The organism is Pontibacter actiniarum, from assembly GCF_003585765.1.
GTDB classification, from domain to species: Bacteria; Bacteroidota; Bacteroidia; order Cytophagales; family Hymenobacteraceae; genus Pontibacter; species Pontibacter actiniarum.
In genome coordinates, this window is record NZ_CP021235.1 from 732,581 (window position 1) to 751,090 (window position 18,510).

At 53.4% G+C, this 18,510-nt stretch carries 13 protein-coding genes; 5 read left to right on the plus strand and 8 right to left on the minus strand.

The genetic code is table 11. The features are described from left to right. Positions 1–250 precede the first annotated feature (250 nt). Positions 251–1,255 carry a hypothetical protein gene (locus CA264_RS03150; RefSeq protein WP_211233378.1) on the minus strand — a complete coding sequence of 335 codons (1,005 nt, stop codon included), beginning with the start codon at positions 1,253–1,255 and terminating at the stop codon, positions 251–253. An 89-nt stretch (positions 1,256–1,344) separates the two neighbouring features. Further along, positions 1,345–3,126: a glycosyltransferase gene (locus tag CA264_RS03155; protein ID WP_025604514.1), complete on the minus strand. Its 1,782-nt coding sequence runs from the start codon at positions 3,124–3,126 to the stop codon at positions 1,345–1,347. 193 nt (positions 3,127–3,319) lie between these two features. On the opposite strand from CA264_RS03155, the gene CA264_RS03160 reads away from it, so the two are divergent. From CA264_RS03160 to CA264_RS03175, 4 genes are all read left to right on the plus strand, one after another. Further along, positions 3,320–4,657, plus strand: a complete 1,338-nt coding sequence (locus tag CA264_RS03160; RefSeq protein ID WP_025604516.1) for a glycoside hydrolase family 2 TIM barrel-domain containing protein — start codon at positions 3,320–3,322, stop codon at positions 4,655–4,657. A gap of 244 nt (positions 4,658–4,901) precedes the next feature. Beyond that, positions 4,902–5,657, plus strand: a complete 756-nt coding sequence (locus tag CA264_RS03165) for a nucleotidyltransferase (RefSeq protein ID WP_025604518.1) — start codon at positions 4,902–4,904, stop codon at positions 5,655–5,657. Between the two features lie 3 nt (positions 5,658–5,660). Further along, entirely contained in the window at positions 5,661–6,404 is a 744-nt protein-coding gene (locus tag CA264_RS03170; RefSeq protein ID WP_119570417.1) for a metallophosphoesterase family protein, read from the plus strand. A 228-nt stretch (positions 6,405–6,632) separates the two neighbouring features. Beyond that, entirely contained in the window at positions 6,633–7,703 is a 1,071-nt protein-coding gene (locus CA264_RS03175) for a fatty acid desaturase family protein (protein WP_025604522.1), read from the plus strand. Between the two features lie 596 nt (positions 7,704–8,299). On the opposite strand, the gene CA264_RS03180 is transcribed toward CA264_RS03175, so the two are convergent. The 5 genes from CA264_RS03180 to CA264_RS03200 form a co-directional block, all read right to left on the minus strand. Beyond that, complete coding sequence (locus tag CA264_RS03180; RefSeq protein WP_025604524.1) at positions 8,300–8,560, minus strand: acyl carrier protein; 261 nt, start codon at positions 8,558–8,560, stop codon at positions 8,300–8,302. Between the two features lie 159 nt (positions 8,561–8,719). After that, the gene (locus tag CA264_RS03185; protein ID WP_025604525.1) at positions 8,720–11,905 is read right to left on the minus strand and encodes an efflux RND transporter permease subunit; all 3,186 of its coding nucleotides are present in this window, start codon (positions 11,903–11,905) and stop codon (positions 8,720–8,722) included. Between the two features lie 37 nt (positions 11,906–11,942). Next, positions 11,943–12,995 (minus strand): efflux RND transporter periplasmic adaptor subunit, encoded by a 1,053-nt coding sequence (locus CA264_RS03190; protein ID WP_025604527.1) that lies wholly within the window; start codon positions 12,993–12,995, stop codon positions 11,943–11,945. 18 nt (positions 12,996–13,013) lie between these two features. Beyond that, positions 13,014–14,366, minus strand: a complete 1,353-nt coding sequence (locus CA264_RS03195) for a TolC family protein (protein ID WP_237151167.1) — start codon at positions 14,364–14,366, stop codon at positions 13,014–13,016. 75 nt (positions 14,367–14,441) lie between these two features. Then, positions 14,442–14,903, minus strand: a complete 462-nt coding sequence (locus CA264_RS03200; protein WP_025604530.1) for a GbsR/MarR family transcriptional regulator — start codon at positions 14,901–14,903, stop codon at positions 14,442–14,444. A gap of 268 nt (positions 14,904–15,171) precedes the next feature. Between CA264_RS03200 and glgP the strand changes: the two genes are divergently transcribed. Further along, positions 15,172–16,827 carry an alpha-glucan family phosphorylase gene (gene glgP, locus CA264_RS03205; RefSeq protein ID WP_025604532.1) on the plus strand — a complete coding sequence of 552 codons (1,656 nt, stop codon included), beginning with the start codon at positions 15,172–15,174 and terminating at the stop codon, positions 16,825–16,827. A 146-nt stretch (positions 16,828–16,973) separates the two neighbouring features. On the opposite strand, the gene CA264_RS03210 is transcribed toward glgP, so the two are convergent. Next, the gene (locus CA264_RS03210) at positions 16,974–18,437 is read right to left on the minus strand and encodes an aminoacyl-histidine dipeptidase (RefSeq protein WP_025604534.1); all 1,464 of its coding nucleotides are present in this window, start codon (positions 18,435–18,437) and stop codon (positions 16,974–16,976) included. Between the last annotated feature and the right edge of the window lie 73 nt (positions 18,438–18,510).

An 18,510-nucleotide genomic window follows, 5' to 3' on the forward strand; every position in this document is an offset into this window, starting at 1 on the left:
GAGGTGCTATCATATAGCTTCTGTTGTCGCGTTTATACTTTGTCTGCCGGAACCATTGCTTTAGAGGGGGCACAAGTTGCACATGCCTGGATCGGGGTGGCTGGTGCCGCCAGGTATGTAATAGAGCGGTTGTCGGAACGGTGTGATTTTTCAACCAGGGCTTCCCAAATGCACAGACACAGACGGTACGTATACATAAAAAAGGCGCAGCCAAAGCGGCTGCGCCTTTTTTATGTATGATTCAGGCAGGCTAGAACCTGTCCGAGTTGCGGTTGTGGTCGCGGTCCCATGTGCGGGTGCGGTTTTGGCTGCCCATGTAGCCGCGGTCCCTGTTAGAGGGGTTAAAGCTGCGGTTCCGGTTGTAGTCGTAGTCGCTGTCCCGGTGCTGAATGCTGGTGTTGTCCCTGTCGCGGGCGTATGTATCGTTCGGGTAGTCTGTGCCACGGCTGCCGCTGAAGCCACTCATGCCGTAAGGCTCTCCGTAGTTCATGTCGGTATTGCCACGGTCGTAGCTGCCCTGCGAGCCATAGTTGCCGGTGTTATAGTCGCGGTTTGAGCTGCGGCTGTAGCCACTGCCCATGTAGTTGCCCTCGGAGCCACCGTAGTTCTGCGTGCCGTAGCCCATGCGCTGGTTGTCGCGGCCCTGGTCTCCGCTGCGGTAGCTGCCGCTGCCCTGGTTGTAGTTGTCGCTGTCGAAGCTGTAGCGGCCTTGGTCTCTGCCCTGGAATCTTCTGGAGACGTCTGAGCCGTAGAGGCCACTGTCTCTCTCGTTGCGGAAGGACGAGCCATGGCTGTCATAGTCGCTCTCGTAGCCGTGGCTGCGCTGGCGGCTTTGCCCGGATGGGTTATAGTTCATGCTGTTGCCCGGGCTGCTCAGGTTGCTCTGTCTTGCCTGGTCTGCAGATCCTCTGCCGCTGTAAAAGTTGTAGTCGCTGCCCTGGCTGTGCTGGCCGCCTCTGGACGACCCGAAGCCCTGTGCGCCGCCGTAGCTGCCCATGTTGCCGTAGTTGCGCGATGAGCTGTAGGTGCCGTATATATCCTGATTGCTGGTGTTACGCGAGCCGCCCATCTCGTTGCCCTGGTTGCCCCAGGTGCCGGTGTTGCCCTCGTTGCCGTAGCCGCCGCGGGCAGAGGAACCGTAGTTGTCAAAGCGGTAGTTGCTGTCCTGCTCCGGGTGCCTGTAGCGCTCTGAGCGGTGTGTCTGGTAACCGCGGTTTTCGTCTCTGTTGCTGCGGTTCGAATAGTCTCTGTTCATAGCTTTCATGTTTTGGGTTAAAAAAGCGATTTATTCTATCATCTTAACGGATAGGGGCGGCGGGGGTTGAGGCAAATTCCTTTCGGCGGTTAGCGGTGCCAGTGCGTGGCGGAGGCGGCAGTGGCGTCAGGCGCAAGGCTGGTGCCCGGTGCTTTTGCAGACCAGTAGCGTATGACCTCTTCCCTGCCGAAGATGAACGTGAGCGAGACAACGGTGGCGATTAAAACGACAGCAACCGCCACGTACCGGATGCTGTCGTAGAAGCCGTGCCGCGTACGCCATACGGCGTAACGCAGCGGCATCAGCAGGGGCTGCAGCATTGCAGCGTGCAGGAAGCGGCGGCGCACCCATTCCATAAACTGCTCCTGCCCAATCACCACGATACTGCCTACTATGGCCACGTTGGTGAGCGCGAACAGGGCCATCATCTGCACATAGGGGTTGTTGTAAAGGTGCCCGTACTCTACCTGGCTAAAGGCTATGGCGCCGATGCTGAGCAGGCATATCAGTATGTTGGGCAGGCTCAGCAGCAGGTTGTTCTTCGGCTTGTCGTCTTTTGGCGTGGGGATGTACGGCACCCGGATGCGGAGGATAGAGTAGACCAGCCCCAGCAGGAACACCCACCAGGTGCCTGTGCGCAAAATGCCCCCGAACAGGTGGAAGCCCTTCTCGTTCTTCTCATGGTACCAGCGCTGCGCAAAATGGCGGATGCAGATGGAGATACAGAAGAAGGGCGTGAACATCACCAGAAACTCACCAAGCGACACGTACCACGGAAACTCCGCCAGCACCAGCGCCATGGCCGGAATCAGGAAGTCGATCAGGTTGAAGAGGCCGAAGAGGTAGTACAGCGGCAGCGTGAAGTAGTGTATCTTTTGGCGGGTTGTAAAGTGGCGGAACAGCTTCGGGTACACCGTGAACAGCAACTCGAAGGTGCCGCGCGCCCATTTGATCTGCTGCTTGTAGTAAGCCGCCAGCGTTGCCGGAACCAGCCCCCGCGTCAGCATCTTCGGCACGTACGTCGATTTCCAGCCTTTGGCGTGCAGCTGCATGGCCGTGTGCATGTCCTCTGACAGGCCCGCTGCGTGCCCGCCAATGCTGTCCAGCGCTTTGCGGCGGAAGGTGCAGTTGGCCCCGATGGCCTGCACCGTGCCGTAGCTGTTCATGCCCATCATCATGGGGCCGTAAAAGCTGTAGGTTTGCTCTGCCGCACCGTAGGCCACCAGGCTTTCTTTTTGGTTACTGTAGCCCTGCACCACCTGCACAAAGCCCACCTCCGGGTCTTCGAAGTATGGCAGCACCTCGTCCAGGAACTCCGGCTGCGGCACATGGTCAGGGTCGAGGATCAGGCAGATGTCCCCGCTGGCCTGCTTCAGCGCGTTGTTTATGTTGCCGGCCTTGGCGTCCACTTTTTCGGTGCGCGTAACGTGCACCACCCCCAGCCGCTCGCAGGCGGCCTTTAGCATGGGGTCGTCGCCTTCGTCGCAGAGGTAGGCGGTGTGGGGGTACCGGATGTTCTGTATGGCCTCCAGCGTGTTGATGATCATACTGCGGGGCTCTCCCGGGCAGTACGTGGTCAGGATGTCTACTGTGAAGTTGGTGCGCAGCGCCGGCCGCTCGGGTATGCTGACGGTGTAGTAGTGGTACCACTCGTGGAGGGTGCGCAGTAGCTTGAACAGGAGCGCCGTCGTCAGGAGCCAGTACAAAGGGGCATAGCCTATGTGGTCCCCGTCGATGAACCAGTACAGGAAGAGCCCCATCGTAACCAGGCCCATCCAGATCATAAAGCGTATGGTGCGCACATCCCGGCGCAGGAGAGGCGGTGCTGACACTTGTTCAGTAGCGGGTGACTTAAAGAAAGGGAGTTGCATGTAAAACCTTTGCTTTAGAATATGTTAAGAGTACAAAAGTGGTGAGGGCAAGTTCTCCTGCGGGAGCCATCCCTATGGTTAGGGCAGCATAAAGAGCATTGGTAATCTGCCCTGTATACTTGAAACAAGCAGAAATGTTATGCGTAAACCCCCTGACTCCACTAATAAATCTGTCTAATTCCTTCCCATACATATGCGCCTCCCTTTGCCACAGAAGCTTCTGCTTTCAACGCTGCTTTATAGCCTGTTATGCCTGCTGCTGCCTGGCTGTAGCGGGAAGCCTGACTTTGCGGACAAGTATGAGCCGAGGGGCAGGAAAGTGGAGGTCGTGAAGCAGGGCGAGCAGTTTGTGCTCCTGCGCAACGGCCAGCCGTACTTTATTAAAGGAGCGGCCGGTTACAGGTATTATGACCGCTTAAGCAAGTACGGAGGCAACTCGGTGCGGGTGTGGCACACCGATAACGCCCGGCAGGTGCTGGACTCGGCGCAAAAGCACGGCCTTAGCGTTACGCTCGGGCTTTGGATGGCGCGGGAGCGGGAGGGCTTTAACTACTACGACAAAGAACTGGTGGCCCGGCAGCGGGAGGAGCTGAAAAAGATTGTGCTCCAGTACAAAGACCACCCGGCGCTGCTGATGTGGGGCGTGGGCAACGAACTGTATGCCGAAGGCTCCAACGTGAAAGTGTGGGATGCCGTGAACGGTATCGCCGAGATGATCCACGAAGTGGACCCGTACCACCCCACCACCACCACCGTGATGAACGTGCCGCACAAGGTGGTAAACCTAATCGCGGAGCGCTGCCCGGCCCTCGATATTCTCTCTATCAACTCTTTCGGGGCGATGCACAATTTGCCTAAAGAGCTGGCTGCCACCGACTGGAAGGGCCCCTACGTTATTTCCGAGTTTGGGGCCAGGGGCTACTGGGAAGCGTACTATACCTGGTGGATGGCACCCATAGAGCAGACGAGCTCGGAGAAGGCCACCTTTGCCCGGCAGCGCTACGAGCAGTCGGTGCTGGCGGATACCAGCCACTGCCTCGGCTCCTATGTGTTTATGTGGGGAAATAAGCAGGAGACAACGCCCACCTGGTTCAGCATGATAAACGAACAGGGCGAGGAGACCGCTATGGTGCAGGAAATGCGCCGGCTCTGGGGCGATACCACCACGCTGAACGAGTCTCCCTACATCGCCTACCTGAAACTGGATGACAAGTTCGCCTTCGACCAGGTGTACCTGCGCCCGGAGCAGACCTTTGAAGGGGCAGCCTTTGCCTTTGACCCCGAGGGCGAACCGCTGCGGCTGCAGTGGGAGGTGCTGCCAGAGTCTGCCCGGAAAGACGGAAACGCTGATAAGGAGCAGAAGCCAGCCGCTGTGCCCCACGTGCTGCAAAAGCAGGAGGGCAGCAAAGTGTGGCTGCGAACCCCAAAGCAGGAAGGCGCCTACCGCCTGTACGTATACATCCGCGACGGGAAAAATAACCTGGCCACGGCTAACCTCCCTTTCTTCGTGACAAATAAGCCGCTTAAATAATATTGTTAGAAAAGTTCAATTGTGTAAGCTCCTGCAATGGCTGTTTGAGCACCAGGCAGGAAGGAATGGCGCCTTTTAGAGTTGTGCAGGCAACAAAGGGGGCAATAATTTAGTACAACAGTCTTACGCTGCTGTGGTTAGCGAAGTGCAAAATTGAGCTGTTTCTTCAGCCTGTGTTTAGCGCCGGCGGCCGGCTGCCTGTTACAATCGGGTGGCTTTGTTTTAACCTTATGCAGAAATCAGAATGGCTAAAGTAATAGAACTACAAGATGGGATACACCGCCAGGCGGCCCATGATTTTTACCGTGAAGCCCTCGGCATATTGGCGGGCAGCAACGCCGACTTTATGGTGGGCGGTGGCTTTGCCCTGCGCCTGTACACCGATATCATGCGCGACACCAAGGACCTGGACGTGTTTTGCAAAAACAGCGACACCCCGCGCATACTCAAGGCTTTCAAAGAGCAGGACTACGAAACAGAGCTCACCGACGCGCGCTGGCTTGCCAAGGCCTTCAGCGGGGAGCACTTCATGGATATCATCTTTAACAACCCCGGCAACCACTGCGCCGTGGACGACAGCTGGCTGGAGCGCTCTACCTCAAGCGAGCTGTTGGGGATAAAGGTAAAAGTGATTCCTGCGGAGGCGCTGATCTGGTCGAAGCTGTATGTGCAGAACCGCGAGCGCTACGACGGCGCCGACATCAACCACATCATACTTCGCTACGGCGATAAGCTCGACTGGAAGTGGCTTTGGCAGCACATGGACGTGCACTGGCAACTGCTGCTGGCACAGCTGCTATCGTTTCAGTTTGTGTACCCGTCGGAGCGCGATATCATACCGAAGTGGCTGTTCGATGAGCTGCTGAGCAGGGCGCAGGAGCAGTTTGACATGCCTCCGCCCAAAGAGAAGATCTGCCGGGGCCCGCTCATCGACCAAACCCAATATGCAACCGACATTACCGAATGGGACTATAAGGTAGTGACGATAAGATCTGTATAATCTATGGCTAACACAAAAAAGACAAAAACAAGAATTGCGGCAGTAGGAGATATACATGTGCGGGAGACGGACCGCGGGAAATGGGAGGAATACTTTGCGCAGGTGTCGCAGGTGGCGGATGTGCTGCTGCTTTGCGGCGACCTGACGGACACCGGGCGTACTTCGGAGGCTGAAGTGCTGGCGCACGAGCTGAAGTCATGCTCCATTCCGGTAGTGGCGGTGCTGGGAAACCACGATTATGAGCGCGACCACCACAAGGGGATTCGGAAGACGCTGGTAAAGGAGAACGTGCACCTGCTGGACGGCGACTGCATTGTGATAGGCGATGTGGGCTTTGCCGGTGTCAAGGGCTTTGGCGGCGGCTTCGACAAGGGCATGCTGGGCATGTTCGGCGAGACGATGATCAAAAGCTTTGTGCAGGAAGCTGTAGACGAGGCCCTGAAACTGGATGGTGCCCTGTCACGGCTGGAGAGCGAGCACACGGACCTGAAGAAGATCGCCGTGCTGCACTACGCCCCCATCAGGGCCACAGTGGAGGGCGAGCCGGAGCAGATTTTTCCGTTCCTGGGCTCCTCCCGGCTGGCAGAGCCGATAAACCGACGCGGCGTGGTGGCCGCTTTTCACGGGCACGCGCACATTGGCACGCTGGAGGGCGAGACGTCCAAAGGGGTGAAGGTGTTTAACGTGTCGAAGCCCATCCTGATGAAGGAGGGGTTTGACCCAGCGGTGTATATTCTGGAAGTTTAGAGGGAAACACACCAGTAAAGGGGGCGGCTGCGTTTATTTACATGCGCCGCCTGTGCTTTAGGCGTACAGGAAACCGGGTGTGATAATTAGCGCTTGGCGGTAAAGTGGTTACGCGCCGGCCCGGGGAGGCCAAACTATAGTTAGAAAATATGTGTTACCTTTATATCCAGTTGTGACGCGGTCTTATTCCATCGCTTTCTACACTTTATTCCAACTCAAATAATCTTTATGGCTGCGCCCAAATTTCAGACACAAAAACAATCCTTTCATGCGGAGTTAAAACGCAGGACACAGGAATACTTCCAAACAACAGGTATTTCCACTACCGGTAACTATAAGCTCTACACCAAAGCCATTATACTTACCCTGGGCCTGCTTCTGCTATACGTACACCTTGTGTTTTTTACGCCTGAAAGTGCTTTGCTTGCGCTGCTGGAGTGTGCTGTGCTGGGGATTATCACGGCGGGCATCGGCTTTAACATCTCCCATGACGGCTCCCATGGCAGCTTCAGCAAAATAAAGAAGCTGAACGAAATGGCGGGCATGTTTCTGAATGTGCTGGGGGCTAACGAATTTATGTGGAATACCAAGCACAATGTAATTCACCATGCCTACACCAACGTAGATGGCGTAGACGATGACCTGGATGCCGGTCCGTTTTTAAGGCTTTGCGAAACGCAGAAGTTTCGGAAGATACACCGGTTCCAGCATTTCTATTTCTGGGCCGCCTATTCACTGCTTTTCTTCTTTTGGGTGTTTTTCTCTGATTACCAGAAGTATTTCACCAAAAAGGTGGGTACGATGCCGCTAAAGAAAATGAAGGCCTCGGATCACATTATTTTCTGGACCTTTAAGGTTTTCCACCTGGCGTTTTTTGTGGCGCTGCCGATTTATACAGTTGGGCTGCTGCCTTGGGCGCTTGGGTTCCTGGTTTACGGCCTTGTAGCTGGTTTTGTGATGAGTATCGTGTTTCAGCTGGCGCACACCGTGCGTGAAACCCACTTCCCGGTTGTTTCTCCGGTTACAAACAAGCTGGAAGACGAATGGGCGGTGCACCAGCTTAAAACCACTGCTAACTTTGCCACCAACAACAAGCTGGTTACCTGGTTTTCGGGCGGGCTCAACTTCCAGGTGGAGCACCACCTTTTCCCGAAGGTGTCGCATGTGCACTACCCGGCCCTGAGCGTGATCGTAGCCCAGGCCTGCGCCGAATTCGGCATTCCGTACCATAACATACCCGGCATGCGCATGGCTGTTGTATCCCATGTGTCGTACCTGAAGCAACTGTCCAGAGGTTAATCCGGAGCAAAGTATAAAACACAAAAGCCACCCAGAAACGGGTGGCTTTTGTATTTTATACTTTGTCGTTAACTCCGCCTGCGTTCTGCCCCGGCTGGAGAGCGAGCTCAAGCACCTGAAGAAGATCGCCGTGCTGCACTATGCAAGAGTAAGGCCACGGTAAAGAGGCAGTAGGGGAGCCGTAGAGCAACTCCGTTAGCCGGGAAAAGGAATGGCAGGCAGGCCTTTGGCTTTTATACTACACGGGAAGTACGTGTTAAACCTGCACTTCTTTAGCGTCCAAGGTTAGCCTGAAGCAGGTTACTCTTTTCCTGTACGGCTCAGCGGCCTGTCGGGCCAAAGTTCACCGCCAGTTCCGACGAAGGCATTAAACCGGCACAGGTGGGGCTATTGGAGGCTCAACCTGTGCCGGTTACTCTTGCTCTTATCTTCCCCGCTAGATTTTCTGCTGCAGCCCTTGAGGTGGCGGTGTAGCGGGAGGCCTTGCCTGGGCAAAGGCAAGTGGGCCGCGTGCACATCAGGCTTTTCGGTAATTCCTGACCACGCAAAAAGCCGCAGTGTTGGCTGCGGCTTTTTGCGTGGTGTAGGTTCGCGGCCTAGCTGGCCTGCTTTATACTTTGGTTGTAAACAAAGCTTACAAAATCATCGACAGAGTAAACCGGCACCTCGTCCGGAATGGTGAGGCCGTATGCCTTTTCCACCTCCAGGATAATGTCTACCACATCGATGATATCAAGCCCGAGCTGTGTCAGGTCGCGGACCTGTGACAGCCTGTTCGGGTGTACCCTGGTGAGGGTGCTGATGATCTGAATCACTTCATTCTCAATTGCCTGAGTAGTATGCTGTATAGTAATCATGGCGTGTAAGGGTAAATGGTTAAGATGCATTTACAGCGGCTGCTTTGCATAGAGCTGCTGTTTAAAAGCTGCTTGGGCTGGTGTAATAAAGATTGCGAAGGCCAAAAGCCTCCGCAATCTCAAACCAACTAAATAAGTATGAAGAACAGGTATTCTTTATTAATAAGCATGAGAGTGGCTCATTTTGTTGTTTTCCAACTCAGCTGTTTCACGCTCTAGCTCTTCCATAGACTTGTCTTCCAGTTCTATCACTGTTTTCTTGTCCATACCAAGCTTGGCCATAATGCGGTCGAACAGGTAGTAGATAACCGGAACCACAATCAGGGTCAGGAACATGGAGGAGCTCAGACCACCGATCAGCGCCCAGGCCAGACCGTTCTTCCACTCAGCACCTGGTCCGCTTGCCAGGGCAATCGGCAACATACCAATCACCATCGCCAAGGTTGTCATCAGGATCGGGCGGAAACGTATTCTTACCGCTTCAATCAGGGCTTCTTTCACTTCCACACCCTCAGACTTCAGGTTGTTGGTAAAGTCTACCACCATAATGGCGTTCTTGGCAACCAGACCGATCAGCATGATGATACCAAGTATAGAGAAGATACTCAGTGTTGATGCTGACAGCGCCAGGGCAAGCAAGGCACCAATAATCGCAAGCGGAATAGAGAACAGTACCACCAGCGGATACACATAGCTATCATACAGGGCCACCATGATCAGGTACACGAAGACGATCGAAGCCATCAGGGCAAGACCCAGTGTACCGAAACCTTCGCTCTGGTTCTTCAGGTCGCCACCGTAGGCAATAGAAACTCCGTTTGGTGTATCCATGTTAGCAAGGCGCTCCTGAATTTCAGTACCTACCGAACCTGTTGGCCTACCGATAACTTGTGAGTTAACAGACACTGAACTTACACGGTCTTTACGCTCCAGCTTAGATGGGCCGGAAGACTGCTCAATGTTTGCAAACTGGCTCAGGCGTATCTGCTCGCCTTTGTTATTTGTAAAGGCAAGGTTACCAATGTCAGCTGTGTTTCTGCGGTCGAAGTCATCCAGACGGATGTTGATGTCGTAGTCTCTTTCTGAGCCGCGGAACTGGGCGTTGGTGTTACCGCTAAATGCAGTCTGCATACCAGCACCTACCTGCTCCAGCGACAGTCCAAGGCTTGCCATCTTATCACGGTCCACCGACACGGCAATCTCCGGGTTACCATCTTCCACTGATTTTTTCACCTCGGCAGTACCCTGTACCTGCTCCACTTCGGCCATTACTCTGTCTGAGAAAGCCATCAGCGTGTCCAGGTTAGAGCCTGTCATGATCACCTGGATAGGAGACTGGTTACCACCGCCTACCATACTTACAGGCACCATCGTGATTTTAACACCAGGTATGGTTTCTTCCAAGCCAACTTTCATCTCACGAGAGAAGGCGTTAGTAGATAGCACACGCTCAGTGGCATCTACCAGCTGCACGTTCACCTCGGCCATGTAAGCTGTGTTTTGGCCAGCCTGTGCTGAAGAAGTGGTACCTACTGTCGTGAACAGGTTCGTTACTTCCGGATACTGCTCCAGGTAACCTTCTACCTGGCGGGCAGCAAAGTTTGTTTGCTCTACTGTCGCGTTTTTAGGTAGCTCCAACTGTACGATAAATTCACCACGGTCACCGGCACTCACGAACTCACTACCGATAAAACCAGCAGGAACAAGTGCTATGGAAGCCACCAGTAACACGACTGTTGCCGCCATTGTGATGAACTTGTGGTTAAAGGCCCACTTCAAGGCAGCTGTGAAACCGTCAATCACGCGGTCCAGGAAGCGCTCGAAGCTAAGTATAAACCTTCCGAAGAAGTTCTTGTCTGACAGGTGCTCCAGTCTGGAGAAGCGGCTTGCCAGCAACGGAATCAACGTAAAGGCTACGAATAAGCTCAGCATTGTAGAGATAGCTACTACCACGGAGAACTGACGCAGGATATCTGATACCAGACCTGTAGACAAGGCAATCGGTACGAACACAACCACGATTACAAGTGTGATGGAAGTTACCGTAGCCATAATCTCGCGGATACCGTCATAAGCGGCCTGCGCTGGCTTTTTGCCCATTTCCATGTGTCGGTAGATGTTCTCGATTACCACAATGGCATCATCCACCAGAATACCTACCACGAGTGAAAGGCCCAGCAGCGTCATTAGGTTAAGAGAGTAACCCAGCAGGTTCATCGCGATAAACGTAGCGATCAGGGAAGCCGGGATAGAGATCATAACGATCACCGCGTTGCGCAGCGAGTGCAGGAACAGCAGCATCACTACGGCCACCAGTACAATCGCCAGGAACAAGTCATGGATTACGGCATCAGCAGCCTCTAGTGTAAACTCAGAGCTGTCTTTGGCAACTGTAAAGCTGAGTCCTTCAGCTGCATAGGTTTCCTCCAGTTGGTCCAGTGCCTTGCGTGTCAGTTCACTTACTTCCACGGCGTTGGCATCTGATTGCTTCTGGATAGAAAGACCGATAGAGGAAAGCGAGTTAACGCGTGTCAGTACCTCTACGTCTTTCTGTGCATCCTGTACTTCAGCCACATCGCTCAGGCGTACAGAAGCACCAGTGGCGTCTTCTTTCAGCACCAGATTGCGTAGTTGGTCTACTGTTTCATACTTACCAGCTAAGCGGATCAGTGTCTGGCCCTCTTCGTTCTTTACTTTACCAGTAGGGAAGTCAAGGTTAGAGTACTGTATTTTCTGCTGTACCTGCGAGATGGAGAGGCCGTATGCCTGCAGTCTATCCGCATCCAGGTTTACTTTAATCTCACGCTCCTGGCCACCCAGCACTTTGATCTGCGCCATACCTGGCACACGAGAAAGCTCTGGTTTTACTTTGTTCTCGATCAGGTCATAGAACGCAGTAGGAGACATTTTAGCGGTAGCACCAACCTGCATGATCGGCATATCGCTAAAGTCGAACTTACCGAGTGACGGCGGATCTGCATCTTCAGGGAGTTCACCAAGTATGGCGTTGATTTTACGTTGTGCGTCCTGCAAGCTTTGGTCAACGTCAGTACCCTGCTTTAGCTGGATAACGATCACCGAGAAGCTTTCCTGTGAAGTACTTTTTACCTCATCCACGTTCTCCAGCGAGGAGAGAGCGTCCTCAATCTCCTTGGTCACCGAGTTCTCCACTTCTGATGGCGAAGCGCCAGGGTAGAAGGTAGACACGGTTAATACCGGCGGAGAGAACTTCGGAAGAAGCTCGTAGTTCAACGAGAAGTAGCTTGCCAGACCCAATAAGGTAAGTATGGCGAAGATCACTACTACAATCGTTGAGCGTTGTATGGATATTTTCGTGATATTCATCTAATCTGTTTTCTTATAGTTTAAAAGAAGTATGCCCTTAAAGCACAGTCACTTTTGTGCCATTCTTCAGGTTGATCTGGCCAGACTGCACCACTTTATCGCCAGCTTCCAGACCGCCTGTCACTTCTACTTTATTGCCTTGCGTGCCACCAACTTTGATGTCTTTCAGGAAGGCGCTGCCATTGTTCACCACAAATACCTGTGGGTTTTGTAAGCTACCGACGATTGCCTCCCGCTCGATCAGCAGGGCCTTACGCTGGTCTGCAACTTCAAAGTAAGCTGTGCCATACATACCGGCTTTCAGCGGGTTATCAGAAGGGTTGCTCACTTGCAGCTCCACGTTGTAGTTAAGCGAGTTATCGCCTTTGGCGGCAATGGCCTTCACGGTGCCTTCAAATGTTTCGCCACCAACGGCATCTGCTTTAATCTGCACTTTCTGTCCGTCGCGTATCAGGCCAACCTGGCTTTCAGGCACCTTCACGTTCATCTTCAGGTTATCCACGTTCACGATGTTGAACAGTTTTGTACCCGGGCTCAGGTAAGAGCCGACTTCAATGAACTTCTCGTTGATGCGGCCCGAGATTGGCGCTTTGATGCTGGCGTCAGCCAGTCTTTTCTTAGCCGTGATCAGGGCAGCCTCTGCATTGCTGAAGCCTAGTCTGGCATCTTCCAGCTGGCGTTTCGTGATGGCATCACCCTCGGCCAGGTTCTCGAAACGCTCCAGGTCACGCTTGCTCTTGGTGTAGTTTGCCTGTGCACGCACCAGTTCGGCACGCAGTAATTGAGCATCCACCTGCGCCAGCATTTCACCTGCTTTTACACGGTCACCGTTCTGCTTGTAGATCTTCAGCACCTGGCCCTGCGTTTCAGAGAGAAGCGTCAGGTCCTGCTCTGGTATAAAGTTACCTTGTGCTGTAAAAGACTTGTCTACTGCGCCAACCTTAGGTGTGGTCAGGGCAACGGGGATGCTTTCGCTCTTGCGCTCGGCAATGGCAGCGGTGGCGGCCATTTCCTTCTTGTTGTTCATTAATGTATAGCCAATAGCCCCTAATGCAACCAGTACAGCGACGATATAGATTATCTTCTTCATGTTTCTTTTGATGTTGTCTTATTTAGTTAGTGTTTCTAGTTCGCCTCTTGCTTTCAGGTAGTTCAGCTGAGCGACTTTATACTTTAATTTCTCGTTATTCAGGTTTGTTTTGGCCTCTCTCAGGCTTACCTCTGCGTCCAGCAGGTCCGTGAGTGGGGAGATGCCCTCTTTGTACAGGTTGTTGGTGGTTTCATACACCTCCTGGGCCAACTCCACGTTTTTTTCCTGCACTGCTATTGAATTTTGGCTGTTCCTCAACTGGGCCAGTGCGTTGGTCAGTTCCACGGCGGTGTTCGTTTCCAGCTTGGAGATGTCCTCGTTGATCTTTTTCATTTCCAGCTGTCCCTGTTTGATCTGGGCGTCTTTTTTGAAGCCGTCGAAGATCGGGATGTTAAGCTGCAGACCTACCACTGATGTTTTGAACCACGGTACATCGGAGCCAAACAGCTCATCGCGCTGTGTGTTATAGCCATACTGGCCGTAGGCAGACAGGGTAGGGTAGTAGCCAGCCTGTATATTCTTAATACTGTAGCCCTGAAGCTGCTTTTGCGTGTTCAGCAGGTCATACTGCGTTTTCTGGGCAAGTGCCTGCTCTGCTGTAATTACCTCTGCAACCATATTGTCAAGCGGGCTTGTACTGCCGCTCAGCTCCACATCCTGCTCCAGCGGCATGTTCATAAAGAACTTAAGCATGTTCTTCTGCTGCTCATAGGTAGTGGTAAGCGTCTGTAGCTGGTTTTGCAGGTTGGTTGTGTTCACCTTCACGCGGTTAAGCTCTACCTTCGGCACCAGATCGTTTTTGTACTGCAGCGTCATGATACGCTCCAGCTCAGCCAGACGCTCCAGGTTAGCCTCGATGTTCTGAAACTGCTCCTTTGTCTGCAATGTCTGGTAATAGGCTGTACCGATGTTATAGATCAGGTCTTCCTGCGCCATTTCTCTTCGGAGGCGGTACAGGTCCTGTGTGGTTTTGGCGGCCTTCAGGCCTACAAAGTAGGATTGGTTAAACAGTAACTGTGTTAACTTCACATTTCCGCTCGCGGTATAGTCTTTACCAAACTTAACCGGAATGTCTTCACCGGGCTTTCCGGCTAAGGCACCTGGTAAAATCTGTGTAGGCAGCGCAGGGTAATAATCTAGTCCACCGGTAGCGTTTACCTGCGGAAGTCCCTGGCTACGGGCCTCTCTGATCTGCTGGCTTCCGATTTGCTCATCGTAAGATGCTTTCCTAACGTCCTGGTTATTGCTCAGGGCGTACTGAATGGCCTGTTCCAGCGTCAGCTCCTGCACACCGCCTGTGGCAGGCTCCTGGGCGAAAGCAGGACGCATCATCAGTGCCATTGCTCCTATGAAAAAAAACTTCTTAATCACGGTATATCTCGTTTTTATTGTTCTATTTATATTTAATTAGTTCTGAATTTAGAGAACTAAAGGGAGCAAAAAAAATTACTTTTTCTGTTCCTCCCAGCGCTTCAACAAAAGTGGAATCTCGCTATGCAGATACTTCAAGAACTCTGCCAACTCCATGATATCCTTGTTGAACTCCACAGTTTCTTTTGTGCGTTCCGCCACTACTTCCTGCAGCGTAACAGAGAAGTCTGTGATGCTGTCTATTTCTTTGGCGAAAGAGTCACGCCACTTGCGCAGGCTTAGCCTGAAATAGCGTCTTCTGTCTCCGTTAAAGGTAATATAATTGAGCCTGTTCAGCTGCTGAAGCAGGTTTAGCGCATTGCTGGTCGCACTCTTGCTTATCCCGAGCGTTTCGCGTATTTCATCAAAACTCAGCTCCGGCTTATCAGATACATAAAGCAGCCCCATAATGCGTCCTGCAACAGGCTGAATGCCGGTCCTCTCGTGGAAGATGCCGATTCGCTCTATTAACTCCTGTTGCTTTTCACTTAATTTCATAGTTCTTAGTTCTCCCTTCTTGTAATGAGAACATCACAAAGGTATAAAAAGGTTCTTTTGGTTCCTAATTTTGAGAACTAAAAATATGCTTTACTTGGTGACTGCAAATATAGCGGAGCAAACCGAATACCAAAAGGCGCCGTGCCCTCAAAGGCAAAGATAACAATCTATAAAGCCTAAACTTGCGTAGGTTGATAGTATGTGCCAGTTTTTCGGGGCTGCCCTGCAGCCTGTGCTGGCTGATTTACAATTAAAAGCGAGAGTTTCTATGGCTTCACAATATAACAGGTGGTACCACCCATACGAGATCAACGACAACTATAAAAAGCGCGTGGCCTACTTCTGCATGGAGTACGGCATTCACCAGGCCCTGAAGATCTACTCCGGCGGCCTGGGCTTTCTGGCAGGCTCGCACATGCGCAGCGCCTATGAGTTGCGGCAAAACATGGTGGGTATCGGCATGCTGTGGAAGTACGGCTACTATGACCAGGAGCGCAACGAGGACCAGACCATGCGGCCGCATTTCCAGCAGAAGTTCTATTCTTTTCTGGAGGACTCGGGGATTACGGTGCGTGTGCTGGTGAACGAGCATCCGGTGCTGGTGAAGGCCATGGTGCTGAAACCGGAGATTTTCGGTACCGTGCCGATGTATTTCCTCACGACTGACATTCCGGAGAACGACCATTTGGCCCGCACCATTACGCATCGCCTCTACGACCCGGAGGAGCAAGCCCGTATTGCGCAGAGCATCGTGCTGGGAGTAGGCGGGGCTAAGGTGGTGGAGGCGCTGGGAGGTGCCGAGATTTACCATATGAACGAGGGGCATGCGCTACCGCTTGCCTTTAAGCTGTTCGAAGACTACGGCAAGCTCGACGAGATACGAAAGCGCCTGGTGTTTACGACCCACACTCCTGAAAAGGCGGGCAACGAGGAGCACGACATCTACCTGCTGCACAAAATGAGCTTCTTTAACGGCATATCGCTGGATGAGGCGCGTGAGCTAACAGGCATGCACGGGCAGCTGTTCGACCACACGCTCGCGGCACTGCGCCTGGCCAAGGTGGCCAACGGTGTGTCGCAGCTGCACGGCGAGGTGGCCCGCGACATGTGGTACGATAACGAGGGGGTGTGCGAGATCAAATCGATCACCAACGCGCAGAACTTCTCGTTCTGGGCAGATTCGGAGCTTTGGCAGGCCCAGGAGCGGGATGATGACGTGGCCATGGACCGGCGCAAGTTTGAGCTGAAGCGCCAGCTGTTCGCCGTAGTAGCCGACCAGGCCGGCAAGCTTTTTCGGCCTGATGTGCTGACGGTGGTGTGGGCGCGCCGCTTTGCCGCCTACAAACGCGCGGACCTGCTGGTGCGCGACATGCAGCGCTTCGTAGACTTCATTAACAACAAGGAGATGCCGGTGCAGGTTATCTGGGCCGGTAAGCCTTACCCGTTCGACTACGGAGCCATTACTGTGTTTAACAAGCTGGTGAAGATATCACAGCAGCTAGACAACGTGGCGGTGCTGACAGGCTATGAAATCGAGCTGTCGCGCAAGCTCAAGCAGGGCTGCGATGTGTGGCTCAACACGCCCCGCCGGCCCCGCGAAGCATCCGGTACCAGCGGCATGACAGCCTCTATGAACGGCGGCGTAAACGTGTCGGTGCAGGACGGCTGGTTACCGGAGTACGCCCGCCACGGCGAAAACAGCTTTGTGCTTCCTGTCGCAGACGTTACGCAGCCAAACGAGGTGCAGGACGATGAAGACTATAACAACCTGATGCGTATTTTTGAGAAGGAGATCGTGCCGGTGTATTACCACAACCACGATCGCTGGCGGTACATTATGAAGCAAAGCATGCGGGATGTCGTGCCGAAATTTGAGGCAAACCGCATGGCGCACCAGTACTATGAGGAGTTGTTTAATAGTTAAACGCTAGATAATAGACGCTAGAAAATAGACGTTAAATAAAAGACTTTCTAAAGGTCGTTAAAAATCAGGAAGCCACTCAAACTTGAGTGGCTTCCTGATTTTTAACGACCTAATCTAATAGCGTTCTAATGTCTAACGTCTAGAGTCTAAGATCTCTCCGGCACACGCTGCAGGGTATCCATCAGGAAGCCCCAGTACTTTTGAACGGAGCTGATCTGCACTTTCTCGTCCGGGGAGTGGGCGCCGCGGATGTTCGGGCCGAAGGAGATCATTTCCATGCCCGGGTAGTTAGCGCCAAGTATACCGCACTCGAGGCCGGCATGGCAAGCGTTAACATCTGGCTCGCTGTTGAACTTGCTGCGGTACAAATCGCTCATAAGCTTGATGATGGCGGCGTCTGGTTTCGGTGCCCAGCCCGGGTAGGCGCCACTCAGGGTTACCTCGGCTCCAGCCAGCTCCAGCGCCGACTGAATAGCCGCTGCCAAGTCCTCTTTCTCGGAGTCAACGGAGCTGCGGGTCAGGCACAGGACCTTGTAGCTGCCGTCCTTCAGTTCCACGCGCGCCACGTTGTTCGACGTCTGCACCAGTCCCTGAATTTCCGGGCTCATGCGGTAAATGCCATTTGGTGTAGCGTAGAGGGCGCGCAGCAAAGTATCAGCAAAGGCCTTTGTCGCTACCTGTGCCGGGGCATCAGCTGGCTCCAGCTGCACCTGTAGGTTAGGGTCCGTAGACTTGTACTCTTGTGACAGAATAGCGCGTTGCTCGTCTAGGAACTTTTCAAAAGCAGCCTTATCACCTGCAGCAATAGCCACAACAGACGAAGACTCGCGCGGAATAGCGTTGCGAAGCCCTCCGCCGTCTATGGCGCTGATGCGCAGGTCGAACTGCCTGGAGGCATGGTGAAGCAGGCGGTTCATCAGCTTGTTGGCGTTGGCGCGCCCCAGTATAATGTCCATACCGGAGTGGCCGCCTGTAAGGCCCTTAACCGTTAGCCTGTACCCCGCCATATCCGCCTTGGCAGTTTCCTGCTCGTAAGTGCCTGTGGCTGTAATGTCCACGCCGCCCGCACAGCCGATGGTCAGCTCACGGTCGTCTTCTGTGTCCAGGTTCAGGAGGATCGTGGCGTCGAGCAGGCCGCCTTTTAACCCAAGCGCACCAGTCATCCCGGTTTCCTCGTCTACTGTAAAAAGGGCCTCAATAGCCGGGTGCGGAATATCTTTGGAGGCAAGTACAGCCATGATCGTGGCTACCCCGATTCCGTTATCAGCGCCCAGCGTGGTGCCTTTGGCCTTCACCCAGTCGCCGTCCACATACATGTTAATGCCCTGCGTGTCGAAGTCAAAATCAGTATTGTTGTTTTTCTGGTGCACCATGTCCAGGTGGCTTTGCATGGCGATGGTCTGGCGGTTTTCCATACCTGCGGTAGCCGGCTTTTTAATGATGACGTTGCCCGTCTCATCTTCGTAGGTCTCGAGGCCTAGCTTCTGGCCGAAATCCTTGATGAACTTAATGACACGCTCTTCTTTTTTGGAAGGGCGGGGCACCGCATTCAGGTCAGCAAAATTATCCCAAAGCGCCTTCGGTTCCAGGCTGCGTACTTCAGAGCTCATAGTTGGTGTGGTTTAGTTACAGTTAAAAAAGCGGAACGAACCGCAGGCCTAAAGGTACAAAATTCAGGCGGAA